This is a genomic window from Streptomyces sp. YIM 130001 (assembly GCF_003574445.1).
In the GTDB taxonomy this organism is placed as follows: domain Bacteria; phylum Actinomycetota; class Actinomycetes; order Streptomycetales; family Streptomycetaceae; genus Streptomyces.
In genome coordinates, this window is the sequence record NZ_KZ984548.1 from 570,706 (window position 1) to 593,964 (window position 23,259).

The 23,259-nt window shown below is 70.8% G+C and carries 25 protein-coding genes and 1 pseudogene; 12 read left to right on the plus strand and 14 right to left on the minus strand.

Translation table 11 applies throughout. The annotated features are described in order from the left end of the window. Window positions 1-13: 13 nt before the first annotated feature. Both DSC45_RS02680 and DSC45_RS02685 read right to left on the minus strand, forming a co-directional pair. The gene (locus tag DSC45_RS02680; protein WP_119286594.1) at window positions 14-205 is read right to left on the minus strand and encodes a hypothetical protein; all 192 of its coding nucleotides are present in this window, start codon (window positions 203-205) and stop codon (window positions 14-16) included. 13 nt (window positions 206-218) lie between these two features. After that, entirely contained in the window at window positions 219-1,070 is an 852-nt protein-coding gene (locus tag DSC45_RS02685; RefSeq protein ID WP_119286596.1) for a helix-turn-helix domain-containing protein, read from the minus strand. A gap of 306 nt (window positions 1,071-1,376) precedes the next feature. Here DSC45_RS02685 and DSC45_RS02690 point away from each other — a divergent pair, with 306 nt between their 5' ends. Then, a complete protein-coding gene (locus DSC45_RS02690) occupies window positions 1,377-2,042 on the plus strand; it encodes a hypothetical protein (protein ID WP_240434337.1) in 666 nt (221 codons plus the stop codon). A gap of 329 nt (window positions 2,043-2,371) precedes the next feature. Here DSC45_RS02690 and DSC45_RS36215 read toward each other — a convergent pair whose 3' ends face one another. Next, a complete protein-coding gene (locus DSC45_RS36215; RefSeq protein WP_240434339.1) occupies window positions 2,372-2,641 on the minus strand; it encodes a hypothetical protein in 270 nt (89 codons plus the stop codon). A 46-nt stretch (window positions 2,642-2,687) separates the two neighbouring features. On the opposite strand from DSC45_RS36215, the gene DSC45_RS02695 reads away from it, so the two are divergent. After that, window positions 2,688-3,119 (plus strand): antibiotic biosynthesis monooxygenase family protein, encoded by a 432-nt coding sequence (locus tag DSC45_RS02695; protein WP_240434341.1) that lies wholly within the window; start codon window positions 2,688-2,690, stop codon window positions 3,117-3,119. Window positions 3,120-3,335: 216 nt separating this feature from the next. On the opposite strand, the gene DSC45_RS02700 is transcribed toward DSC45_RS02695, so the two are convergent. Beyond that, the gene (locus tag DSC45_RS02700) at window positions 3,336-3,974 is read right to left on the minus strand and encodes a TetR family transcriptional regulator (protein ID WP_119286600.1); all 639 of its coding nucleotides are present in this window, start codon (window positions 3,972-3,974) and stop codon (window positions 3,336-3,338) included. Between the two features lie 66 nt (window positions 3,975-4,040). Here DSC45_RS02700 and DSC45_RS02705 point away from each other — a divergent pair, with 66 nt between their 5' ends. After that, entirely contained in the window at window positions 4,041-4,976 is a 936-nt protein-coding gene (locus DSC45_RS02705; RefSeq protein WP_119286869.1) for a zinc-binding dehydrogenase, read from the plus strand. 253 nt (window positions 4,977-5,229) lie between these two features. Continuing rightward, on the plus strand, window positions 5,230-5,796 hold the full coding sequence (locus tag DSC45_RS02710) for a hypothetical protein (RefSeq protein ID WP_119286602.1): 567 nt from the start codon (window positions 5,230-5,232) through the stop codon (window positions 5,794-5,796). A 101-nt stretch (window positions 5,797-5,897) separates the two neighbouring features. Here DSC45_RS02710 and DSC45_RS02715 read toward each other — a convergent pair whose 3' ends face one another. Further along, complete coding sequence (locus DSC45_RS02715; RefSeq protein ID WP_119286604.1) at window positions 5,898-6,512, minus strand: 3'-5' exonuclease; 615 nt, start codon at window positions 6,510-6,512, stop codon at window positions 5,898-5,900. A 321-nt stretch (window positions 6,513-6,833) separates the two neighbouring features. Between DSC45_RS02715 and DSC45_RS02720 the strand changes: the two genes are divergently transcribed. Then, window positions 6,834-7,580: an SDR family NAD(P)-dependent oxidoreductase gene (locus tag DSC45_RS02720; RefSeq protein WP_119286606.1), complete on the plus strand. Its 747-nt coding sequence runs from the start codon at window positions 6,834-6,836 to the stop codon at window positions 7,578-7,580. Window positions 7,581-7,719: 139 nt separating this feature from the next. On the opposite strand, the gene DSC45_RS02725 is transcribed toward DSC45_RS02720, so the two are convergent. Then, window positions 7,720-8,220 carry a GNAT family N-acetyltransferase gene (locus tag DSC45_RS02725; RefSeq protein WP_119286608.1) on the minus strand — a complete coding sequence of 167 codons (501 nt, stop codon included), beginning with the start codon at window positions 8,218-8,220 and terminating at the stop codon, window positions 7,720-7,722. Between the two features lie 253 nt (window positions 8,221-8,473). Continuing rightward, a complete protein-coding gene (locus tag DSC45_RS02730; protein ID WP_119286609.1) occupies window positions 8,474-9,217 on the minus strand; it encodes a GNAT family N-acetyltransferase in 744 nt (247 codons plus the stop codon). A 118-nt stretch (window positions 9,218-9,335) separates the two neighbouring features. On the opposite strand from DSC45_RS02730, the gene DSC45_RS02735 reads away from it, so the two are divergent. After that, complete coding sequence (locus tag DSC45_RS02735) at window positions 9,336-9,881, plus strand: hypothetical protein (RefSeq protein ID WP_119286611.1); 546 nt, start codon at window positions 9,336-9,338, stop codon at window positions 9,879-9,881. A 164-nt stretch (window positions 9,882-10,045) separates the two neighbouring features. Here DSC45_RS02735 and DSC45_RS02740 read toward each other — a convergent pair whose 3' ends face one another. Continuing rightward, window positions 10,046-10,513, minus strand: a complete 468-nt coding sequence (locus DSC45_RS02740) for a hypothetical protein (protein WP_119286613.1) — start codon at window positions 10,511-10,513, stop codon at window positions 10,046-10,048. Between the two features lie 454 nt (window positions 10,514-10,967). Between DSC45_RS02740 and DSC45_RS02745 the strand changes: the two genes are divergently transcribed. Together DSC45_RS02745 and DSC45_RS02750 are read left to right on the plus strand one after the other, a co-directional pair. Continuing rightward, window positions 10,968-12,008, plus strand: coding sequence for a tetratricopeptide repeat protein (locus tag DSC45_RS02745; protein WP_119286615.1), 1,041 nt, complete (start codon window positions 10,968-10,970; stop codon window positions 12,006-12,008). Next, the gene (locus DSC45_RS02750) at window positions 12,005-13,087 is read left to right on the plus strand and encodes a polyprenyl synthetase family protein (RefSeq protein ID WP_119286616.1); all 1,083 of its coding nucleotides are present in this window, start codon (window positions 12,005-12,007) and stop codon (window positions 13,085-13,087) included. Before DSC45_RS02745 ends, DSC45_RS02750 begins: the two co-directional genes overlap by 4 nt. A 48-nt stretch (window positions 13,088-13,135) precedes the next feature. Here the strand turns inward: DSC45_RS02750 and DSC45_RS02755 are convergent, their stop codons facing one another. Both DSC45_RS02755 and DSC45_RS02760 read right to left on the minus strand, forming a co-directional pair. Then, complete coding sequence (locus DSC45_RS02755; protein ID WP_119286618.1) at window positions 13,136-13,939, minus strand: alpha/beta fold hydrolase; 804 nt, start codon at window positions 13,937-13,939, stop codon at window positions 13,136-13,138. Window positions 13,940-13,985: 46 nt separating this feature from the next. Next, window positions 13,986-14,287: pseudogene (locus DSC45_RS02760) on the minus strand (VOC family protein). A gap of 564 nt (window positions 14,288-14,851) precedes the next feature. On the opposite strand from DSC45_RS02760, the gene DSC45_RS02765 reads away from it, so the two are divergent. Beyond that, complete coding sequence (locus DSC45_RS02765; RefSeq protein WP_119286620.1) at window positions 14,852-15,121, plus strand: hypothetical protein; 270 nt, start codon at window positions 14,852-14,854, stop codon at window positions 15,119-15,121. A gap of 146 nt (window positions 15,122-15,267) precedes the next feature. Here the strand turns inward: DSC45_RS02765 and DSC45_RS02770 are convergent, their stop codons facing one another. Beyond that, entirely contained in the window at window positions 15,268-15,801 is a 534-nt protein-coding gene (locus tag DSC45_RS02770; RefSeq protein ID WP_119286621.1) for a hypothetical protein, read from the minus strand. A gap of 590 nt (window positions 15,802-16,391) precedes the next feature. Between DSC45_RS02770 and DSC45_RS02775 the strand changes: the two genes are divergently transcribed. After that, complete coding sequence (locus DSC45_RS02775) at window positions 16,392-17,345, plus strand: zinc-binding dehydrogenase (RefSeq protein ID WP_205571222.1); 954 nt, start codon at window positions 16,392-16,394, stop codon at window positions 17,343-17,345. Between the two features lie 59 nt (window positions 17,346-17,404). Here DSC45_RS02775 and DSC45_RS02780 read toward each other — a convergent pair whose 3' ends face one another. Then, the gene (locus DSC45_RS02780) at window positions 17,405-18,196 is read right to left on the minus strand and encodes a class I SAM-dependent methyltransferase (RefSeq protein WP_119286871.1); all 792 of its coding nucleotides are present in this window, start codon (window positions 18,194-18,196) and stop codon (window positions 17,405-17,407) included. Window positions 18,197-18,296: 100 nt separating this feature from the next. Then, entirely contained in the window at window positions 18,297-19,496 is a 1,200-nt protein-coding gene (locus DSC45_RS02785; RefSeq protein WP_240434346.1) for a cytochrome P450, read from the minus strand. Window positions 19,497-19,947: 451 nt separating this feature from the next. On the opposite strand from DSC45_RS02785, the gene DSC45_RS02790 reads away from it, so the two are divergent. Next, complete coding sequence (locus DSC45_RS02790) at window positions 19,948-21,363, plus strand: sulfatase family protein (RefSeq protein ID WP_119286624.1); 1,416 nt, start codon at window positions 19,948-19,950, stop codon at window positions 21,361-21,363. Window positions 21,364-21,441: 78 nt separating this feature from the next. On the opposite strand, the gene DSC45_RS02795 is transcribed toward DSC45_RS02790, so the two are convergent. After that, window positions 21,442-22,407 (minus strand): NAD(P)-dependent alcohol dehydrogenase, encoded by a 966-nt coding sequence (locus DSC45_RS02795; protein ID WP_119286626.1) that lies wholly within the window; start codon window positions 22,405-22,407, stop codon window positions 21,442-21,444. 101 nt (window positions 22,408-22,508) lie between these two features. On the opposite strand from DSC45_RS02795, the gene DSC45_RS02800 reads away from it, so the two are divergent. Continuing rightward, the gene (locus DSC45_RS02800) at window positions 22,509-23,240 is read left to right on the plus strand and encodes a TetR/AcrR family transcriptional regulator (RefSeq protein ID WP_119286628.1); all 732 of its coding nucleotides are present in this window, start codon (window positions 22,509-22,511) and stop codon (window positions 23,238-23,240) included. Window positions 23,241-23,259: the final 19 nt, after the last annotated feature.

A 23,259-nucleotide genomic window follows, 5' to 3' on the forward strand; every position in this document is an offset into this window, starting at 1 on the left:
ACGCGCATGCGCCCTACAGCAGGTGGTCCGCCTTGCCGGCCTTGATGTCGCGGATCATCGTCTGCAGCGCCTCCCGACTGTCGGTGACGAAACGGTCCTCCTGGCCGGAGACGGTGATGTAGGCGTTGCCGTAGTCGTCGGTGCCTAGGCGGAAGCAGTTGGCTGCCTCGGCGCAGAACGGTTCCTCCCAGTGGATCTCACTCATGCGGGATTCCTCCTCAGAAGCTGCGGGTGATGCTTCGGATGAGATCCCGCGATTCCGCCGGGGGGAGTGCAGAGGACGTCATCCATTCCAAGTGCGCGCTGTACTTGTCCAGTTGGGCCTGGGCGTGGGTGAACTCCGGACCGTGTGCAGAGTCAAGCATCACGGTGTCGAGCTGAGGGACCGCCCCGTCGGCGTAGGTGACTGACTGCCCGGCGCTCGGAAATGCTCCGACACTGAACGGGATCACCTGTAGACGTACGTTTTCCGCTTCCGACGCGTCGTTCAACTGTTCAAGCTGTGCACGCATGACTTTGTTCCCGCCGAACTGCATGCGCAGTGCCGCTTCGTGCACGTAGGCCTCGTACAGGACGGGGTGTTCGCGGTGCAGCACCTGCTGTCGTTGCATACGCATGGCCACTCGAAGCTCCACCTCGCTGCGTGACATCGCGGGCAACGAGGCGGCGAACAACGTGCGGGCGTAGGCGTCTGTTTGCAACAGGCCGGGCACGTGCACGGAAAGGATCAAGCGCAGCCGTCTGGCATGCCACTCCAGCTCCGCGATGTCCAGCAGTCCGGCTGGAAGTTGACCACGGTAGACGTGCCACCAGTCTTGGCCCCGATCTTCGGCCATTTCGACCAGGGCTTCCACGTAACTGCCGTCTCTGCATTCGTAGTTGCAGGCCAGCGTGCGTACGCGCTCGGGCGTGATGACCCGTACGCCGCCTTCAATGTTGGCGACCTTCGACCGGTCGATGCCCAAAAGGCCGGCGGCGAACTCGGTCGAGGCCTCGGCCGCCAGGCGCAACCTGCGCAACTCCGCGCCCAGTCGGCGTTGACGTTCGGTCGGTGTGCTTCTCGGCGGCATGCGCGATCTTCCTCCGGTTTGCAGGTTGCCAGTCTGCCCATAGAGCCGTGGAGGGTCCACTTCCGGGTGGCGAATACCTTGAGGGGGTGGCAAATGCCACCTCAATCCCCTACGTTCAGTGGTGCTGCAACTACGCACCGCCGCCGGCCGCACGGAAGCGCATCACATCAGCCTGCCCTCGCACTCCATCCCTGGGAGAGGGCCGGGCCGATGTCAGGGAGACAGGCCACCAACCGCCGGCGAACCCACTCACCACCCCACACACCGAGCCCAACTGGGCCGTGCCCAGAGGTACTTGGAGTACCCATGCCCCTCAGTGACCCCCACCCCGACATCGACTCCGCCCCCGACAGCGACCCGAACGCCTGCGACGGCCTCTCCGAATCCGGCCCGATTCCCTGCTACATCGCCGCCCCGACCAGCCCGTCGTACCCCGGCCCCACCGCCACGCAACGGGTCTCCGCCGACCGGGCCCCGTCCGCGTACCCGGCCCCGTCCGACGCCCCGGACCCGTTCTCGTACAGCCTCACCCTCCCCGCACGGCCCACCTCCGCCGGCGTCGCCCGAGGCGCGGTCCGAACCACCCTCCACACCCACGGCCTGACCGCACTCACCTTCCCGGCCATGGTCCTGGTCGGCGAACTCATCGCCACCGCCGTCTACTTCACCCCCTCCCCGGACATCTACCTCTCCCTCCGCTACCGCCCGCACGACCCCTGCCCGACCACCGAGGACCACGCACTCTCCCCGTCCGGCACCCTCCGCCTCATCGCCTACGACGCCCACCCACCCCACACCTCGCCCCACCTCGGCGCCCTCTGCAACGCCCGCCGCCGCACAGCCCTCCGCGTACTCGCCGCCGTCACCAAAACCTGCACCGGCACCTGGGGCTTCGGCCCCTCCCACGAACCGGGCGGCGGCACCCGAACCTGGACCACCCTCCCCAACACCCCGCCCGCCACCACCTGGTGACACAGGAGCCTGTCGTTTCCGAGCGGTGCCCGGTTCGTGGACATGTGCGGCCGAGCGTGGACAGGGCCGCGTCGGTGCATGTGTCGTAGCGCTGCGTCGATGTCGGTGACACCGATCGGTCTCAGGGCGTCGACGGCGAGGCAGTCGGGGTCGACATCGCGCGGGGCGCGCTGCCGGCCCTGAGCGGCGAGGCGTCCTCGGCGAACATCGTGTCCCGCACATGGTGCGGAGATTCGATCGTTGATCACGGACCCGGGTGGCCTGGCGGCCGGATCGTCAAAGCGAGCCGGATCCTCGCTCAACACACCCGGGAGCACGCGGGAACGGCGTCAGTGCGCGCTCAGCAGACGGCGCGCCAGCCGTCGAACGTCCGAGTCCATGCGGCTCTTCGACGGGTGGGCCCAGCGTCCGTAGGTGATGTTCACCAGCAGGTTGCCCTTGCGGACGGTCAGCTCGTGGCGACGATGCAGGTCGCCCGTGCGCTTGAAGACGAAGCTGTCACGTTCGATCCGGGCCGAGTCGCCCAGGCCGGAGATTCTGGTGTCGCCCGTCGCGGCGAGCTCGGACTCGGCGCGAACTTGCGCATCTTCCCCCGTCATCGGCGAGCCCGGCAGCGCCTTGACGCGGACGGTGCCGAAAGTCCCGTTGGCTGCACATGCCGCCTTCACCGCGTCGGCAGCGACTACGGCCGGCTATGCGAGCGTGCAGGGCGGTTGGTACGAGATGGCGGCCGAACTCCGCGCCGAGGAGACCGACTTGGGCGAAGGGCGGCGACAGTCGGGAGTCACCCTCGTCACCGTCTACGAACTGCCCCCCGCTCGGATCGACGAGTTCCTGCCGTACTGGCGCGAACGCGCAGAATCGATGAGCAAGGCGCCCGGATTCCGGGACGACCGGCTGCACCGTGCGGTGGACGCCGGCACTCGCTTCCAGCTGGTCGGCATCTCCCACTGGGACAGCCCCGAAGCATGGCGCGCCGCGGCCAACGATCCCCGCTTCCAGCCGAGTCGCCTCACCGCCCTCCCCGACTTCGCCGTCGCCGATCCCGCGCTCTTCCGGGTCGCCGCCGAGTTCTGAGCGGGGGTACGGCACCGGGGCACAGGCGACCTCCGGGCATGGCCCGTGCCCCCCCCCGGGACCGGGTACGGGCCGTCAGTTCCGGGGTGCGCGCCGCAGCTTCCTGGTCCCGCGCTCCGGGCTCGCTCCCACGTCCGGGCGCAAAGCCCCCATCGGCGGGCTCGAGGCCCCCGTCTCCGGGTCGGTCTGCGCGGGGCGAGGTCCAGTTCGTCCTGGTCAGCTGTCCTGTGCCGCCAGTGCCGCGACCGCGGGGATGGCCGCGAAGGCGCGGTGCGTGTGCCGGACGAGTGCCGCCCGGTCCTGCCGTGCGGCGTCCGATCCGATCCACGCCTCGAGTGCGCAGTTCCAGGCGGCGACCATGAGGTCCAGGAGCAGGCGTAGTTCGGTACGGCCGGGAGTCTGACCGCCCAGCCGGTCCGCCACGATCCGAACGACGCTCGCGGAGACCTCCGAGCAGTGGCGCAGGCTGTGCGCGGTCAGCGCCGGGGTGAGATCGGCCAGGCTGCGACTGGCCAGGAAGCGCTGCTCCCATCCGTCCGTCATCTGCTCCAGTGCCGCGAACAGCGCGTCCTTGTAGGCACTCAGCAGGTGCTCGCCGGTCAGGGGCCGGGCCTCCATGTCCGTGACGTAGGCGGCCCACAGCTCCTTCTCCGGGGCCAGGGCCACATCTTCCTTCGAGGCGAACGTACGGAAGAAGGTCCGTTTGGAGACCTCCACCGCATCGACGAGCTCGTCGAGTGTCACCGCGCTGAAGCCTCGCGCGGTGAACAGCTCCAGGGACGTGTCCACCAGGGCTTGGCGGGTCCGCAGCTTCTTGCGCTCACGTAGCGGCAGGTCCTTCAGATCCTTCTGCACGAGGAGCAGCCTACCAGCCGCTTTTGCCCCTTGTGGGCTCATGCCACTCAGTGGCACTATCTCCTCATGAAGGCATTGACGATCGATCACTCGGCCCCGGGGCATCTCGCACTCACCACGGTCGCCGACCCCGAACCCGCAGCCCACCAGGCCCTGGTACAGGTCCGCTCCTTCTCCCTCAACGCCGGCGAGGTCCACCACGTGGTGCCCGAGGGGGAAGCCGGCACGGTGCCCGGCTGGGACGCCGCCGGCGTGGTGGTCCAGGCGGCCGCCGACGGCTCCGGGCCCGTGGCCGGAACCCCTGTCGTCACCGTCGGCGCGGAAGGGGCCTGGGCCGAACTGCGCGCTGTGGACACCGATTTGACGGGCACCGTGCCCGAAGGCGCCGACCTCGGGCCGATCAGTACCCTGCCGGTCGCAGCGGGTACGGCCCTGCGGGCGCTGCGCCGTATCGGGCCGATCCTGGGGCGACGCGTCCTGGTGACCGGCGCGGGCGGCGGCGTGGGGCGGTTCGCGCTGCAGCTCGCGGCCCGAGGCGGGGCACATGTCACTGCGGTGACCAGCGACCCGGCCAAGGCGGACGAGCTGCGCGCGCTCGGCGCTCACGAGATCGTCAGCGATCTGGCCGGGCTCGCTGCCCTCGAACCCGTCCACGGCGTGGTCGAGTTGGTCGGCGGTTCTCACCTGGTCGCCGCGCACGGTGCGTTGGCCGATCACGGAGTACTGGTCGCCGCAGGTCACATCGCCGGCGAAGCCGAGCAGTTCCCGTACGGAGCTCTCTTCGGCGACGGCCGCCGCCACAACCGCCAGATCGCCACCTACTTCCTCCTCGAGGACGCCGTGGGCTTGGCTGCCGACCTCACCTGGCTCGCCGCCCTCACGGCCCGCGGCGACCTCGACCCACAAGTCGCCCTGCGCACCGACTGGACGCAGGTGGCGGGGGCGGCCGCCGACCTGGTGGGCCGCCGGGTGCCGGGCAAAGCGGTCATCGACGTCCGCTGACGAGGCGGTGGCACCGGCGCCGATCCGCGTTCGGTCTGCGTTCGGGCTGCCCTCGGTCTGCGCTCGATCCGCGTTCGGTCTGCGCTCGATCCGCGTTCGGTCTGCGCTCGGGTTCGCCTCGGTGCAGGCCGACTTCGGGGAGATTCCATGCAGACCACCGCTCGCGTATGGCCTTCGGGTCGGCCGGTGGTGAACGATGACTCGGGCAGGTCATCTTGCGCCTTCCGTGCTCCGCACCCCTCGAGGGACCTACGTGCGAATCCAGGCCACCGTCGGACTCCGGCTCTCCCACTACCTCGGCAACGAGCCCGGCCGCGGGCCCGAGGTGGGGTCGACGGTGCACTTCTACGGGGTCCAGACCGTCATGGTGGAGCGTCCGGCGCGTGGGTCCCGTACGGGCAGGGCGCGATGTGTCACGTGCGGTGAGTGGGTGCCCTTCCGGGTGCGCGGCAAGGCGCGCACCCGGCGCCGTAAGTGCGTGAAGTACGCGGCAGCGCTCCTGGGTCTGTCCCTGTGCTATCTGGCCATGTCGGCCCTGATCCGGATGGACGCGCAGGACGATGTGTCGTCCACGGGAGCGGATCTCGGTCTGCTGGCCGTTGCCGCCTGCGGCTTCCTGGGCGGGCTGACGGGCGCCGTCCTGGGCTTGATCGAGGACGGCATCACGAAGGGCGGCAGCCGGCTGCGCGGTCTGACCTCCGTGCACATGTTCAAGACTCCGAAGGTGCTGCGTGCCATGCGGCGCCCCAGGGATCGGGACATCGCGCATCGGCTGGAGATCGAATTCGACGACAACCAGCCGCAGCGGACCGGTGATTGAGCGGTCCCCGGAAGCCCTTGGTGTCGGCGCGCGTAGTCCCGTGCGTACCTGTGTGCCTGTGTGCCTGTGTGCCTGTGTGTCTGCGTGTCTGCGTGCCTGGCTCAGTCCGACGGCGAGGGAGCCGTTCGGTAACCCTCCGGCAGGGGCGTCCCCCGCTCGCTCAGGTGGTCGAGGGCGGCGGCGAGGGAATAGCAGTCGAAGAGGGCCGAATGCTCTTGTCCCGTACGGGGTTCGGGCAGTCCGAGGGTGCTCCACAGGCGGCCCACATTCGCTCGGGCCGTCGTCGGCGCCACCGCGTTCAGCCAGGGACGGACGTTCACGAAGGCCGCGTCGAGGAAGCCGTTCTTGACCTGCTCGCCACGGGCGCGGGCCCAGCCGACGTTCTCGCCGAGCACCACCATGTCGTTGCCGTACGAGAGCACGGACTGGTCCCGGCAGAACCCGAGGAACTCACCGAGGGCCTCCGCCGCGGGGACGCCGTCCCGGTCGACGGCCCGCTGGCTGATGCCGGTGAGTTCGGTGAAGTACGGGGAGAGCCGGCCGTTGACCGTGGGCCTGACCAGCGTCTCGTACTCCTCGACGACGCAGTGGTCGTCGTTCAGGCGCAGCGCGCCGATCTGGACGATCTCGCGGAGCTGTCCAGGCGCTCCCCAATCCTGCTCGAGCGCCTTCGGCCACGACGTGAACTCAAGGTCGAATACAACGAAGGTAGACATCTCGGCACTCTCGCAGCCATGCCCCCTGTGGGCAGACGAATCGCCGTATCCGCAGGGCCGGTTCACGATCCGTGCCCGTGGAGCGGGGTGGGGAGGGTGGCGGTGGCATTGGCGTTGGCGTTGGGGCGCGTATCGAGCAGCAGTGATCGGTCTTCGGGCGGTCTTCGGGCGGTCTTCGGGAATCCGCTCCAGGGAGTCCGTGCCCATCTGCGTGAACGCCGTGCCCTCGGCGGCACCGACGGGAGGGGGCGACGATGTGGCCGCCTGTGTAGAGTGGCCGGCCGAATCGATCATTCGAATGCCCAGCTCGGAGGGCCGGACATGGCGGAACAGGGAGTGCGGCGACAGCAGCGGGTGACGGTGGTGACCGGCGGCAGCCGGGGCATCGGCGCTGCGATCTGCCTGCGGCTGGCGGCCGAGGGGCACGACCTCGTCATCGGCTACCGGTCGGATGCCGCGGCGGCCGAGGGCGTGGCCGAAGGGGTGCGCGAGCTGGGCCGGGCGGCCGTCGTGGCGGCGGTCGACACCGCCGACGCGGCGGACGTGGACCGGCTGTTCGACACCGCCACCGCGCAGCTCGGCCCGGTCACCGCACTGGTGAACAACGCCGGGGTGAGCGGACCGGTCGGACCGCTGGTCGGCGCCGACCCGGAGGGGATGCGGCAGGCCCTGGAGGTCAACGTCCTGGGCTACCTGCTGTGCGCCCGCCGGGCCATCGGTGACATGACCGCGGGCGGCGCGATCGTGAACATCTCCTCCGCCGCCGCGACCCTCGGCAGCCCCGGCACGTACGTCCACTACGCGGCGGCCAAGGCTGCCGTCGACGCCTTGACGGTCGGGCTGTCCAAAGAGGTGGCGGCCGACGGCATCCGGGTCAACGGCGTTGCTCCCGGCACCATCTGGACCGATTTCCACGCCGACCCGGAGCGGCCCGCCAAGGTGGCGGCGGTCGTCCCCATGGGGCGCGCCGGCCGGCCCGAGGAGATCGCCGGATCGGTCGCCTGGCTGCTCTCGGACGACGCCTCCTACGCCACCGGCACGGTCGTGAGGGTCGCCGGCGGGATGTGACGCGTCGCTCGACACGGGCAACGACGGTGGCGGGTGGCGGGCGGGTGGCGACCGTGCGTCGTCCGAAGCGGGTCCCGGTTCCTGCCCCGGTCCCCGCTCCCGCTCCCGGTCGTTCCGTCCTACGCGCACGGCCGCGGCCTCACTCGCCGGGGAGGTCCTTCACATAGCGGTGTGCCGGCACCAGCACCGGCCCGTCCCGGCCGGGTGCGTGATGGTCGAAGACACCCTCGTCCCGCCAGCCCTGTCGTGAGTAGAACCGCCGGGCACGGGAGTTGCCGGGCACGACGGCGAGCCAGGCCCGCCGGTGGCCGGCCGTCGCGACCAGGTCCTCGGCGGCGGACAGCAGGGCGGGGGCGACGGCGGTGCCACGGTGAGCGGCATCGACGTAGACCTGCTCGACCTCGTCGCCGTCCACCATGACGAAGCCCGCCACCTGACCGCCGAGCACGGCGACGACCGTGTCCTCGACGCGTTGTGTGGCACGTTCGTCGAAAGAGTCCCGGGGGCGCGCCGCGACCAGCGCATCGGGCACGTTGCCCCGGTGGCCGTCACCCCATCCGCGATACCAGATGTCGGCAACCGCCTCGACGTCGTCGGGACGCGCGGGCCTCAGTTCCGGGGCGTGGGTATCTGAGTTCATGGGTCGATCCAACCGTAGGGACACCTCAAGGATGGCCTCTTTCCCCGCGGTCGGCCCCCGGCCCCACCGGTCCGCAACGCGCGCCCACATCCGCTGCGCGCCCACCCCACCGGTCACGCGAAGGTCCGGAGGGCGGCAGGCCCGGTGGCCGGGCACGACTGGCGCGCACGACAACCCCCTGCGGTGACACCGATCGGGATTCCTTCGGTGATGGTGACGGCGGTGGAGACGGCGGTGGAGGCGGCGACCGTCCTTACGACTCCCCGGCGCCGGGAAACTCATCCTGCCGGGCGGTGCGCAGTTCGGTCAGTGAGTGTTTCTGGCGGCCGTGCTCGTCGAAGTTCTCCGGGGCCAGCCAGGTGCGGAACGCCTCGCGCAGCAGGGGCCATTCGCCGTCGACGATCGAGTACCAGGCGGTGTCGCGGTTGCGGCCCTTGTAGATGACGGCCTGGCGGAAGATGCCCTCGAAGGTGAACCCGAGGCGTTCAGCCGCCTTGCGCGACGGGGCGTTGAGAGCGTCGCACTTCCACTCGTAGCGCCGGTAGCCGAGCTTGTCGAAGACGTACGCCATCAGCAGGTACTGCGCCTCGGTGGAAATCGGGGTGCGCTGGAGCAGGGGCGAGAACACGACGTAGCCGACCTCGATGACGCCATGGCCGGGGTTGTGCCGGATCAGCGAGGCGGTGCCGACCGCTGCGCCCGTGGCGCGGTCGATCACCGCGTAGTGCAGCGGATCGTCGCTGCGCTGGGCGGCCGCGGCCCAACGCCGGTAGTCGTCGGCGCTCTCGAAGGGCCCGTCGGGCAGGTAGGTCCAGTTCCGTCCGTCGGGCGCCGTCGCGTACGCCGCGTAGAGCTCGGCCGCGTGCCGCTCGGCGTCCAGCGGCTCGAGCCCGCAGTACCTGCCCTCCAGGCCGATCCGCTCGGGGACCGCGCGGGGCGCCCAGCCGGGCACGGGCTCGCCGACGGGCTGGTCGTACGCGTTGACGTGGACGGTCACGAGATCTCCAGAGTGCGTGTGCCTACGCCGATCACGCTACAAGCCACCCGGCCGCAGCGTGCGCGTCGTGGCCGCTAGGGTTCGGCCGGTACGTATGACTGGCCAAGGAGGTCGACATGTGTCCGACCTGGACTTCTACGCCCATGTGGCCACGCGCTGCGACGTCCTGGGAGTCGGTGTCGGGGCCGGACCCGACGCATGGGAAGCAGCAGTGGGACGGGACTACTTCGACGATCGTGGGGCGGGGTTGCTGCGCCGGGACTACGGGCTGTTGGAGGTCTCGTTCTCGGACGAGGAGGGGACGCCTTGCTTCGGGATCAGCGTGCAGGTCCACCGGTTGCTCCACGGCCTGCCCGTGCCGTCCTCGCTGGAGGGAGAGAGCGGCACGTACGGGGCGTTCGCGCCTCGAGTGCGGTTCGTGGAACTGCGGGACACGATTCTGGCTCTGGGCCGGTCCGTTGAGCCCGAGGACCTCGCGGGGGACATCCACCGGTATCGCGTGGTCGAGTCGGGTGCCCGCATCTTCGTCGTGGACGATCCGGACCCTTATGGGGACGGCGACGACGGTGATGCCGAGGCCGACGGGGATCCGGATCAGGTTCGGCTGCACCGGGCGGGCGACGTCTGGGCGTTGAGCGTGCACCGGGGCTGGGTTGGAGACTGAGGCGGGTACGTATCCGTCTCGGGCCTGTATCCGAACCGGGGTCACGTACGAGGGCCTGGTCCGCGCCGAGTCATGGAGGCCTGGTGTCCTTGACCCCTTGAGCGCTGGAACGGACAAGTCCGTCCGGCACGGGAGGAGCGTGCGGGACGGACAGGGTCACGAGGTCAGTCGCACATCATCGCCCAGCCCGTGTCGGGCCGCCAGGTCTTGTTGCTCACCTTCGACCCCTTCTTCCAGCTGAACTTCGCCACGACGCCGAACGAGGCGTTCTTGTACTTGCACGGGTCGACGGTGTTCGTCCCCGCCAGGTCCTGGGTGGCGTGCCAGCCGTCGTTGTCCTTCTTGGTGCGCACGGTCACCCACTTGGTGCCGTTGAAGTTCTGGAGCTTCACGTCGGTGACCTTGACCGAGTAGTTGGCTCCGCCGGCCACGTCGGTGATCTTCGCCCGCGCCCGGTAGGTGTCGGCCGCCTCGTCCCACCAGACGGTCGCGCAGCGCTTCACGGCCTTGCCGTAGCACTCCCAGGCGCTTTCCGCCGACGCCGTGGACGGGTTGAGGATGATCGACGCGCCGAGCGCCGACGCAACCACCGCAGCGGCGGTGCCGAGTCGTCCAACACGCTTGAGTCTCATGAATACCCCTTCTGATGTCCCAGTGATCTCGGTGGCACGCTATCCAGCAATGCGCGGGAACTGCCGAGGCGTGCCGTGCTGTGGCGTGCCCGTGACAACGTCCGAGTTCGGTACCTGTTGAGGTCCGGGACCGGCGCCACCTGCCGACGGCTTGTGTCGGCCGTGCCGCCGCCGCGAAGGCGTGGTCCCGTGATCACGGGCAGTTCTGAGCGAGTCCTGACCTGCGTCAGGCGTGCGATCAACTCGTCCGGCAGCGCGCCAGTTGTGTGTTTCCCCGTGGTGGCAGGTGAGGCGGACGGAGACTCCTGGAACCCTCTGGCCATTGTTTGCGTCTTGATCGGCAACAGACGACGCAGGCTCTGATGCCACTGGCCGGGGCCGGATTCCAAGGCTCTATACACGCCGGGTATACATAGAGCGTATACAGGGTGTGTATACCTAGAGGAAGGCTTTCATGTACGGCAAGGCATTCGCCCCGGAGTATCAGGGCGCCCTCACCACCCTGTCCGTGAACTCCTCGCTGACCGATGTGCTGGACGCCGGGAACCGACAGCTCAGAGAAGCGGAGGAGGCCGGGCAGCAGGGCGAGGTCGCCCGTTCCGGGCTCGCGGTCGCCGAGGCGCACCGCCGGCTCGGCCAGGTCGGCGACGCCGAGCGGGCGTGGAAGGCGAGTTACCGTGCGGCCCGGGAAGCCGGCGATACGGCGGCGAGGGCCTGGGCGCTGTGGAGCGGTGGCACGCTGGCGCGGCAGTCGGGCTCGTTCCCGCTGGCCCGGCGGCTGCTGCGGCTCGCGGCCGACCTCGGCGAGCAGGGCGGTGACGTCGTCGTACGCGGCTACTCGCTCGCGGGCCTCGCCGAGACCGGCCGTATCCAGGGCGACTACGAGGACGTCGCCCGGCTGCACGAGCAGTTGCTCGCCGAGGCGCGGCGACGGGGCGAGGCGCGGCACACCGTGTGGGCGCTCGAAGGCATCGCGCAGATCCACCGCAACACCGGTCGGTACGACTCGGCGTACGAGCTCTTCGAGGAGGCGGCCGGGATCGCGGCAGGTGCCGAGGACCGGCGCGGGCACGCGTGGGCGCTGCGCGGCCTCGCCGACGTCGTCTCCGTGCGGGACAAGGACGTCGAGCGCGCCCTCGAGCTGCTGTCCGAGGCGGAGTCGACCTGCCGGGAGATGAAGCTCTCCAGCGCGCTCGCCTACAACCACAAGATGCGCGGCAACGTCCTGTACCGGGCCGAGCGCTACACCGAGGCCCGGGACATGTACGAGGAGGCGCTCGCGGAGTTCCGCGCGATGAGCGAGCCGCGCGGCGAGTGCCTCTCGCGGCTCGGACTGGCGAAGGCGCAGGCCCGCCTCGGCTGCGACCGCAGCGTCACGGCAGCCGAACTGGCCGACCTGGGACGGGAGATGGAGCGGATCGGGCTGCGGCATGCGCGGGAGATGGTCGCCCGTGCGCAGGACGAATTCGGCATGGTGATGGAGGGGGCACGGTGACGGCGCCCACCGCGGCGCTGCGGGCGCCCGCCGACGCGCGGCAGGTTCTGCGGCGCTGCCGCGAGCTGGTGCGGCCCACGCTGGTCGAGGCGGTCGACGGTCTGCACCCCTGGGTGGGCGAGATGGCCGCGTACTCCTTCGGCTGGTGCGAAGTGGGCGGCATACCCGCCGAAGCCTCCGGCGGAAAGGGCGTACGGCAGGCGCTGGCCGTGCTCGGGGCCGAGGCGGCGGGGGCGCCCGGGCGGGCCGGGGTGCCTGCGGCGGTCGCGGTGGAGTTGGTGCACGCCTTCTCCCTGCTGCACGACGACATCATGGACGGTGACCAGGTGCGCAGGCGGCGCCCCACGGTGTGGAAGGCGTACGGCACCGGGCCCGCGGTCCTCGCGGGCGACGCGCTCTTTGCGCTCGCCGTCGAGACCCTCGCCTTCGCGCCGGCCGGGCCGGGGGCCGTACGCCAACTGTCCGCGGCCCTCGGGGACCTGGTGCGCGGACAGGCCGACGACCTGACGTTCGCCGCGCGCCCATGGACCGGGGCGGAACGGGTGAGGCCCGAGGAGTACCGGGCGATGGCCGAGGGCAAGACCGGGGCGCTGCTGGGCTGCGCGGCCTCGCTCGGCGCGCTCCTGGGCGGCGCCGGTCCGGCGACCGTCGCGGCGCTCGACCGGGCCGGGCGGCATCTGGGCCTCGCCTTCCAGATCGTCGACGACGTGCTCGGCATCTGGGGCGATCCGGCGGTTACGGGCAAGCCGGTTCATGGCGATCTGCGGGAGCGTAAGAAGACGTTCCCGGTGCTGGCGGCGCTCGAGTCGGGGGCACCCGAGGGGCGCCGGCTCGCGGGGCTGCTCGAAGCCGAGGTGGGGGCGACGGAGAGGGACGAGGCGCCTGAGGTGGCCTCGGCGTCCGAGCCGGCCGAGCTGGCCGACCTCATCGAGGCCGCGGGTGGCCGGGCGGCGGCGTCGGTGGAGGTCGGCCGGCATCTCGCGGCGGTGGAGGAAGCCCTCGCGGACGTACTCCTCGAGGGACCGGCCGTCGACGAACTGCGCTCCCTCCTGCGCTTCCTGGCCCGCCGCGACCTGTGACCGGCGCGCCCCGCCGAGGGCGCTGCGGCGCGACCGAGCAGCTGTGGTTCAGGCGACGTGATCGAGGAACTCGGTCAGCACGCTGTGGAGCGCTTCGGGGCGCTCGAGGTGCAGGTCGTGGCCTGTGCCGGGGATGCTCGCCGCCAGTGTTCCGGGCCGCTCGGTGAGCATGGCGTCGATGTCGGCGGCGGGGATGAGACTGGACTGGGCGAACACCGCCAGGACCGGGCATACGACGTGCCGCCACGCGTGCGGGAACGAGCGCTGTGCGTTGTCCGTGAGCGACGCGACCAGCACGTCCCGGTCGAAGCGCGGGTACCAGCCGTCATCGCGCTCCTCGAGCCCCTCCGCCCAGCCCTCGCCGAGCGGCCCGCCGCCGAAGAAGGCGACCGCCGCCTGGCGCGAGGCGAACGGGACCGGCCAGGAGTCCAGCCAGCCGCCGATGCGCTCGGGATGCCCGGGATCCGGGTCGCCGGGTGCCGCCTCGACGAGGACGAGGCCGCGCACCAGTGCGGGGTGGGCGGCGGCGGTGAGCATCGCGGTGTCTCCGCCCAGCGACTGGCCGATCAGCACGGGCTGGGCGAGTTCCAACTGGTCGATGACGGCCACGACGTCCGCCACGTAGGCGGAGCGCGAGACGTCGCGCGGGTGCCGTTCGCTGGCGCCGTGCCCCCGCTGATCGACCGCGACGACCCGGAACGCATCGGTCAACTGCCGTGCCAGTACGTTCCATTCACCGGCATGACCGGCCAGCCCGTGCAGCAGTACGACGCAGGGGCGAGCCGAGCCGCCCCAGTCACGACATGCCAGGTGGACACCGTCACGTACGACGGTTCGCCGCGACCACGACATCTCGACCCCTGCCCCTCCGTCCGGTCCCCCGGCTCCGCCGGTACTGCTACTTCTGCTCGGTCTGCCGGGCCAGAGTGCGTAGAACGCAGAACTCGTTGCCCTCGGGATCCGCCATGACCACCCAGTTTCCGTCCTGGCCCTGGCCGACGTCCGCCCTGGTGGCGCCGAGGTCGAGAAGCCTGGCCACCTCGTCCGCGGTGCTTCGGTCGATCGGGCTGACGTCGAGGTGCAGCCGGTTCTTCACGGGCTCCGGTCGATCACCTTGAAGCCGAGCGCCTCACACCAGAAGCCCGCAAGCCGTTCCGGATCGTGACAGTCAACTGCCAGCTCTGTGAACCTACTTGTCATGACACTCCTGGGCCCTGAGGCGGCGGGGGCTGCGATTATGCAGCCCCGCGGGCCGACGTGTCACTGACCGTTGAACTGACCCGCGTCACTCACCGGTACGCCAGTCGCCGGCTGGACGGCGGTGCCAGGTCGGAGGCGCCAGGTCGCCGGACCGAGAGCCCGGAGCCGGGCCGCCGCCGGTTCTTGTCCCCGTCGGCGTGGAACTGAGGCACGGTGTCCCCGCGTCTGAGACCCGTATCGATCTTGACCACTGACCGCAGACTGCAGACTGCACAGAACACGGGGAGACCGGATGTCCCAGACCCAGGCGCGCGGCAGGCGCGCCCTCCGTACCGCCGCCGCACTCGTCGCCACCACCGTGGGCGTATGCGCACTCGCCGCGTGCGGGCCCGACGACGAGACCGGCTCGGCCGATTCGCCGTCGCGGACGGCGGACAAGTCGACGCCGTCCGCCGAATCCGGTGACGCCGCCGAGACGACGGGAAGTCGACGGCGGAGGCGCCGGAGAAGCAGGTCTCCGACTTCCTCACGGCGTACAAGAAGGCCGCGGCGAAGAACGACACCGTGGCCAAGGTCAAGGCGAAGAAGAACTTCGTCGCTCTGCAGTACCAGGCCCCGCTGGCCGACTGGGAGCGGAAGAACGACGCGGACGGCGTCTTCCGCGCCCAGAACGCACCCGCCTCCTTCGCGGTCAAGGCCGACAGTGCGAAGGCGACCCAGGACAGTGCGTTCGTCGTCGCCACGTTCAAGTGGGAGGGCGCGGAGAACACCCGCGTCGAGTACCAGGTCGACGCGAAGGACGAGAAGATCCGCAACATCGAGGAACTCGGCTAGCCGCACCCGCGATACGTCGTGACCCCGGTGGTGCGGGGTGGTGGCCGCTTCCTCGCCGTCGTCCGCGCCGAAGAACGCACCCGCCACCCCGCGCCCCACCGGCCACAAGCCGCCCGGCCAGCAAGATCGCACGCCCCGACGGGCCGTCAGCGATCGCCCAACTCGACGAACTGGCTCACCCATGCCCTGAACCGGTCGTCGGATTCCTTACGCGCGGTCCACAGAGCGTGCGGGTCCTCCGGTGGGCCGAGACCGAAGTTCTGGTTCAACCAGGCGAGGAACTCATGGTGGCCTTCGCTGTGTTCCTCGGCGTCCCCGGCGGCCAGAAACCCGACGTCGGCGAGCGGTTCACTGTCGATGGCCAGCAGCTGGAACAGCTCCGTCAGGTTCCGCGCGATCACATAGAGGTCACCGTCGTCGCCGACCAGGACGACGGGCAGGGTGGCGAGGTCGGTCCGCTCGTCGCACCGCCAGAGTGCGTAGTCCGAGCCGGAGCCGTTGGCCTGCGCGAAGGGGATGAACCGGCTCAGGAACTCCGGATTCTCCGACCAGGTGTGGAGGCCGGCATCCGCACCGTACTCCCGCAGCTCGAAACCGTCCGAGTAGTGGACCGGGCCGATCCGGTCCGTGAACTCCTTGAGCAGATTCAGCTCCGGGACGGGCGAATACGCCTCGCTCATGTGTCCTCCTTGCCCGACCGGGACCGCCTGGCCCGGGTGCCGGCGTCCGGCACCGGAGAGGCGATGCTATCGACGCCGGCGACGAACGGGCGCAGCCGCTGACAGCACTGCGGAGCAGGGGCGTCCGGCCGACACCGGCCGGTCGGGGTCGCGGGACGTGACGGCGAGGAGGCCGGCGTCCTCCGGTGCCTCGCGCGCACGGCTGACCGGCGGATCGAGCACTCTCCCTTGACCGTTCCCGTAGCGCCGTCCCGATAGCACCGCCCCCGTCGCACCGTTTCGAGGCGTCCGTACGGTGATCCGTGCCCAGGCCACTTAATCTGGCGGGAAGCTGAGGGCGGACAGAGGGGGCGGTCATGTCACGAGCGCGGAAGGTCACGGTGTTTGCGCTGGCGGCGGGGGTGATCGGCTGGTGCTGGGTGAACAGGAACTACTTCCTGGGGCACTGGGCGATGCGCCACTCCAGCGACTGACGCGTACGGACGATCCGGCCACGCTCGGGCCCGGCCACTCGGGATGACCGTCGGCGGGCAACCAGGCGGCCGAGGAGGCAGCCATGACAGCAGCGGCCATGGTGCGCCGGGTGGCACGTGCCACCCGCCCCGGAGCGCCGGAGGACGTCATCGAGGGTCACCGAGGAGATCGGTGAGCCCGGCCCTGGGCAGGCGCTGGTCCGGGTGGAGGCGGCCTCGGTCAATCATTCCGAGAACCTGGCGCTCGAAGGCGGCAAGTACGCCGAAGGTCTCCCGTTCCCGTGCCTGCTCGGCTACGAAGGCGCGGGCACCGTTGTCGCCGTCGGCCCCGATGTCGAGCTGAACGCAGGGGAGTTGGCGTGCTGGAGCCCGTTCCCCGGCTCGTGCGCCGACTACCTGCTCGCGCCCGCCGCGGTGCTGGTGCCGGTCCCGCCGGGGCTGACCGCCGAGCAGGCCGCGGCGATCCCCAGTGCCGGTGCCGCGTCCCAACTCCTTGCGGACGTATGGCCGTTGCGCGGCAGGCACGCGGTGGTCCGGGGAGCCGCAGGGCCGGTCGGCAGGCTGCTGGTCGCCGTCCTCGCGGAGGCGGGGGCGGAGGTGATCGGGATCGCCGCCGGAGACCGGACGGCCGCGGTCACCGCCGCCGGAGCCGTGCTCGGCATCGACCGCACCACGCAGGATGTCGTCGGCGCGGTCGAGGAACACACCGGCGGGGCGGGCGCGGCTGCCGTCTTCGATCCGGTCGGCCCCGCGACGTACCGCCGCAGCCTGGAGATGCTCGTGCCACGAGGCTGCTACGTCAACTACGGGCAATTGTCCGGTGAGTTGCCGGTGGTCGAGCTGACCGACCTGATGGATCGCGGCCTGTTCGTCACCAAGTTCGGTGGCGGCGGCATCGAGGGACGCGAGCAGTTGCGCGAGCTCGTCGCAAGCGCCCTCGACCTCGCGGTACGCACGCCGGGGGTCGTCAGCGACGACGGCGGACGCTTCCCCCTGGACCGGGCCGCGCAGGCGTACCGGGAGCTGCTGAGCGGCCCGTCCGGCAAGACCCTGGTGGTTCCTGGGGGATGAAGTCCGGTTCGCGGGGGTGGGCTTGCGGGCCGTGAGTGGACCGGCCGCCGGGCGGCGGGTCAGGTCGGCTTGACCGCCAGCGTCGCGAAATAGCTCGACATGTAGGGCGCGGAGGCGTTGGACTGGTGCGGCGCTTCCGCGAAGCCGGTGAGGACGAACCCGGCGGCGAGTTGCCCGCCGATCTGGTCGGTGAGGGTGTGGCTGTATTCAAGAGGGGCATCCGCGCCGAACTTCGCGGCGCGCTCCTCCGCGGAGTACTGGGTGACATCGCTGTAGGGCAGCTTGTGCACGACGATCAGCTCGCCGCGTTCGACGAGCGCCTCGTGGTCGAACAGGTACGCATCAGGGTTGCAGAAGCCCGCGAGCAGAGTTCCGCCCGGTCGCAGGGTGCGGAAGCACTCGCGCCACACTGCTGCCAGGTCCGGTACGAACACGTTGGAGACCGGATGGAACACGACGTCGAACGTCGCGTCGCCGAAGGCGCTCAACTCGCGCATGTCTCCCAGAACGGTATGCAGCTCGAGTCCGTCGCGCGCCGCCACCGTCCGGTCCTGGCCGAGCTGGCGGGGTGAGTTGACGAATACGGTGACCCGTGCCCCTGCGGCGGCGAGGATCGGACCCTGCTGGCCACCGCCGGAGGCCAGGCACAGCACGTCCTTGCCGGTCAGGTCCGCCGGCAGCCAGGCGCGGTCGACCGGCTCGCGCCCGATGAGGACGATCGACCAGTCGCCCGTGCGGGCGCGCTCGACCTCCTCGGCACTCACCGGCCGCGACCACTCGTTGCCCTCCTGGACGTACCTGTCCCAGGCCGCCCGGTTGTGGGCGACCGGGTCGGCACCCATGTCCAGCACGTTCAACGCCCTGCTACGGCCGAACGGGTGGGAGTCGAGGTGTCCATGGGCTCGACGGGTTCGCTCGGCGGTGGGTAGGTGCGGTCGGCCGGCGCGGCGTTCAGTGCGGTGACACCGCCGGGGTCTCTGCCTTGTGGACCGTGACCTCGAGGTGTTCCAGACCGCGGAGGCCGTTGTTGATCAGGGGAGTTGAGGTGATGGTGTCGAAGCGGGCGACCCGGTCGGCGAGGTGGCCGAGGAGCGTGCCCATCTCCAGGCGGGCCAAGTGCATGCCGACGCATACGTGTTCGCCGCGGCCGAAGGCCAGGTGGTCCGAAGGGCGGCGGGTGATGTCGAAGCGGTCCGGGTCGACGTAGTGGCGTTCGTCGCGGTTCGCCGAGCCGTAGAGCAGGGCGACCCGGCTGCCGGCGGGCAGGGCGACCCCGTCGATCTCGTGGTCGTCGGTGAGGACGCGGCTGAACTGCGGGACCGGGGTCTCCATACGGAGCGTCTCGTTGATGGCGTGAGGCATCAGGGAGCGGTCGGCCCGCAACAGGTCCCACTGGTCGGGATGCTCGGCGAAGAGGGCGATCGCGTTGGTGATCGCGAGGATCGTCGTGTCCAGGCTGGGGGTGACGTAGTCGAGCATCAGGGCCGGGCACTTGTCGTGCGCCAACTCCCCGCGATCCGCGGCTTGGTAGAGGTGCGCGGCCCAGCCGTCGGGGTCGATGTTCCCGGGTACGGCCTCCTGGGCGACGTAGTCCATGAAGGCGCCGACCACCGGCGCCGCCGCCTCGAAGCGCTTGCCGGCCGGCCCCTGCATGTCCCACATGGCCGCAGCCCACTCCAGCATCTTGGCGCGCCCGCGATCGGGAAGGCCGACCAGATCGGATACGACGGTCATGGGCAGATGCTCGGCCAGTTCGGTCGCCGCGTCGAACCGGCCGCGGCTCACCAGCTCCGTGACGACCCGCTCGGACTCCGCCTCGATCGTGGGCGTGACGTCCCGCATCCGGTCCTGGCGCAGGGGGCGGCCGAGCACCGAGCGCATCTGTGTGTGCTCGGGCGGGTCGCTGCACAGTGTGATGCCCTCGAGCTGAGCGTTCATCCCGGGGTCGACGAACACTCCGCGGGCGGAGGAGAACGTACGCCAGTCCGTGAGTGCCGCGCGCACCTCCTGGTAGCGGGGGAGTGCGTAGAGGTCGTAGCGGGGCAGGTGCACCACCGGCCCGAGCGAGCGCAACTCCGCGTAGATCGCGTACGGATCGGTCCGGGCTTCGGGCGTGTAGAGATCGACATCACTGACCGGTATCGCGGACACACTGTCTCCCGTGGACGGCTGGCCCAACGGCATTCAGTACAAGGACAGTTGGCCGTCGGGCAGGCAGGTACCCGCTGATCGTCGCATGCGTCCCGCGGCGGACGCATCGGTTCTGGGAGGCGGGCGCGGGGTGCGGGGCGTCGCCGAGTTCGGAGCGTGAGCGGCACGAACGCTGCGGGATCGCCGGTGACTTGTCGGAGCATTGCACCGGCCTGCGCACGTTTCGCCGGGGCAGTCGAGGGGAGGGTGTGACGGGATCCGAGAAAACGATGTCAGGCTTGCCGCTTCGGTGGCGTAGGGCGTTGGGGAGCCGCGCAGGATGGGGGAGTTGGTCGTGCAGGGCGATGGGGCGAGCACGTTTCCGGTGAGGGCGGACGGCGAGGACCCGAGCGCGCCCAGCGCTCCGACGGGTGCCAGGCATCCGGGCGGTCCTGAGGTGCGCAGGCGGACCATGCTGATCAGCGGGCTCACCGGGATCACCGGTGCGCTGGCGCTCGGCGCGCCCGCACAGGCCGCGGCGAGGCACGAGCCGGACCACCGGCCGGTCAACATCCTGTTCGCGATCGCCGACGACTGGGGCTACCCGGACGCCGGCGCGAACGGCTCTCCGGCTGCGCGGACGCCGACGTTCGACCGGCTCGCCGCGGACGGCGCACTGTTCGAGCGCGCCTTCTGCGCGGCCCCTTCGTGCACGCCCTCGCGGAACGCGGTCCTCACGGGCCAGGCCCCGCACCGCCTCGGGGCGGGGACGAACCTGTGGTCCGAACTCCCGGCCGACTTCCAGGTGTACCCGGACCTCCTCGAGGAGGCGGGCTACCGCATCGGCCGGATGCGCAAGGGCTACGGCCCCGGCGTGCACCCGTATCGGCCGCACGACCCGGCGGGCCCGGGCTTCCCGTCGTTCGCCGAGTTCCTCGACGGGCAGTCGGACCGGGAGCCGTTCTGCTTCTGGTTCGGATCCTCCGATCCGCACCGCCCGTACGACCCCGAGTTCGGCGAGCAGTCCGGCATCGACCCGGCGTCGGTGGACATTCCGCCGTATCTCCCGGACACGCCGGAGATCCGCGACGATGCCGTCAACTACCTGGCTGAGGTCGAGCGGTTCGACCGCGAGGTCGGTGAGGCCCTGCAGCTCCTCGAGGACCGCGGGCTCGCCGAGAACACGATGGTGGTGATGACCGGCGACCACGGCTGGCCCTGGCCACGGGCCAAGACGAATCTGTACGACTCCGGCACCCGTGTGCCGCTCGCGATCCGTTGGCCGAAGCGGGTCAGCCCCGGCACGGAGATCGACCGCCTGACGGTGCTGAGTGATCTCGCCCCCACCTTCCTGCAGGCCGCGGGGCTTCCTGTGCCCGAGGACATGACCGGACAGTCGCTGCTGCCGGCTCTCTCGGGCCGGAGCGCTCCGCGCGAGTTCGTGGTGCTCGAGCGTGAGCGGCACACCTTCGCCCGGGAGGGGAACGTCTCGTATCCCGTCCGTGCCCTGCGGTCGGACCGGTGGCTCTACCTGCGCAACTTCTTCCCCGAGCGCTGGCCCGCCGGCGACCCGCAACCGCCCTCGCCCGACCGGGGCATCTTCGGCGACATCGACGGGGGACCCACCAAGACCCAGCTCCTCGACCACCGGGACGAGCCGGAGTTCGCCAGGTTCTTCCAACTGGCCACCGGCAAGCGGCCGGCGGAGGAGCTCTACGACCTCGAATCCGACCCGCACAGCCTGGTGAACCTCGCGGACGACCCCGGGCATGCCGCGGTGAAGGCCCGCCTCGGCAGGCAGCTGCAGCACTGGATGCGGCGGACCGAGGACCCGCGTGCCACCGACCCGCGGACCGACTTCTGGGACAAGGTCGAGTACCACGGATGACGGCCGAAGGGTGACGCCGGGCCCGGCAGGCCGTCCGACGCCCGCCTCCGGGACCCACGTCGATCCGAACGACAAGCCCTAATCCACCCTCACCACGTACTTCCCCCGTACGCCGCCGGCCTCCAGCGCCCGATGGGCCGCGCCCGTCTCCTCCAGCGGGAAGATCGTGTCCACCGCCGGGCTCAGCTTCTCCTCGGTGACGTGGCGGGCGAGGGTGTCGAGGTCCGCGCGCTTGGGGTTGCCGCTGAAGAAGCGCACCCGGCCGCGGCCGTGCACCGCGCTGGCGGCGATGTAGCCGAGCGACGGGACGGGCCGTGCCGTGTCGAACGCGATGGAGACCATGCGGCCGCCGGGATTCAGCAGGCCCCGGAAGGTCCGCAGGTCGGAACCCGCGGTGTCCAGGATCACGTCGAAGCGGCCCAACTGCTCGGGCGGTACGGCCCGGTGGTCGACGACGTGGTGCGCGCCGAGGTCGCGGACGAAGTCGTGGTTGGTGGCACGGGCGAGTGCGGTGACCTCGGCGCCGTACGCCCGGCCGAGCTGGACGCCGGCGTTGCCGACGCCGCCCGCCGCGCCTCGTACGAGGAGCCGTTCGCCGGGACGCAGGCCGGCCTTGTCCTGCAGTGCGGTGATCGCCGTCGTGGCCACGGGCAGCGCGGCGGCGTCCACCAGGTCGACGCCGTCGGGGACGAGGCCGAGCCGTTCGGCGGGTACGGTCACGTACTCGGCGGCGGTGCCGAAGCCGGAGGTCCGGCCCAGGGTGCCCCAGACGCGGTCGCCGACGCGGACCGACGTCGCGCCGCTGCCCACCGCGACGATCTCGCCGGTCAGGTCGAGGCCGACGCGCTTCGGGAACTTCCGGCCGGTCAGGAGCCGGATCCCGCCGGCGCGGGCCTGCAGCTCGCCACCGTTGATGCTGCAGGCCCGCACGCGGACGAGCGCCTCGCCCGGTGCGGGTTCGGGCACGGGCACCTGGCCCACGTAGAGCACGTCGGGGGTGCCGTAGCGGTCGTAGAGCACTGCTTTCATCGTTCGGTCGTTCACTTGCGCCTGCCTCGGTCAACCGGGATGTACGGGGATCTGTCGTCGACCGTAGGCTCGTAAGTGGACGGAATCGTCCGCTTGGCCGGAAGCGAGAAACAGTGATGACGGAATCCTCTCGGATCAAGAACGCCGGCGCGCGGACCGAGAACGCCGGTGATCGGATCGAAAATCCCGACGGGGTGCGCGCGGATGCCCTGCGTAACCGCGAGGCGCTCCTCGTCGCAGCGCGCGCCGTCTTCGCTGAGCACGGGATCGACGCACCGATGGCGACGGTGGCCCGCCGGGCCCGGGTCGGGGTGGCCACGCTGTACCGGCACTTCCCGACCCGGGACGACCTGGTGCGCGGCGCGTACACGCGGCAGATGAAGGCCTGTGTCCAGGCGCTCACCGATGCTCTCGACGACCCCGATCCGTGGCACGGTTTCCAGGGTCTGATCGAGACGTTCTGCGCGCTCCAGCGGGAGGAGCGCGGATTCCCGACCGCGTTCGCCGCGGCCTTCCCGCACGCCGGGCCGGAGCACGCGCAGGCCCGGGAGCAGGCAGCACGTGACCTCGCCGGCCTCGTACGCAGGGCCCAGGCCGCAGGGGCGCTGCGGGCCGATTTCCGTCCGTCGGACGTGCCGGTGGTGATCGCGGCGCACAGCGGTCTGGTGGCCACGCTGCCGGACGACGCTGCGGCGTCCCGGCGTCTGGTGGCCTACCTGCTGCAGTCGTTCCGCGCGGAGACGGCCGATGCCGTGGGTGTGCCGCTGCCCGCGCCGTCCGCGCAGTCGCTGCACAGCCTCCCGATGGTGGGCGAGGGCCTGCAGTGGCGGCGGCCGTCGGGGCGGTGACGGTAGTCCGCCGACGCGC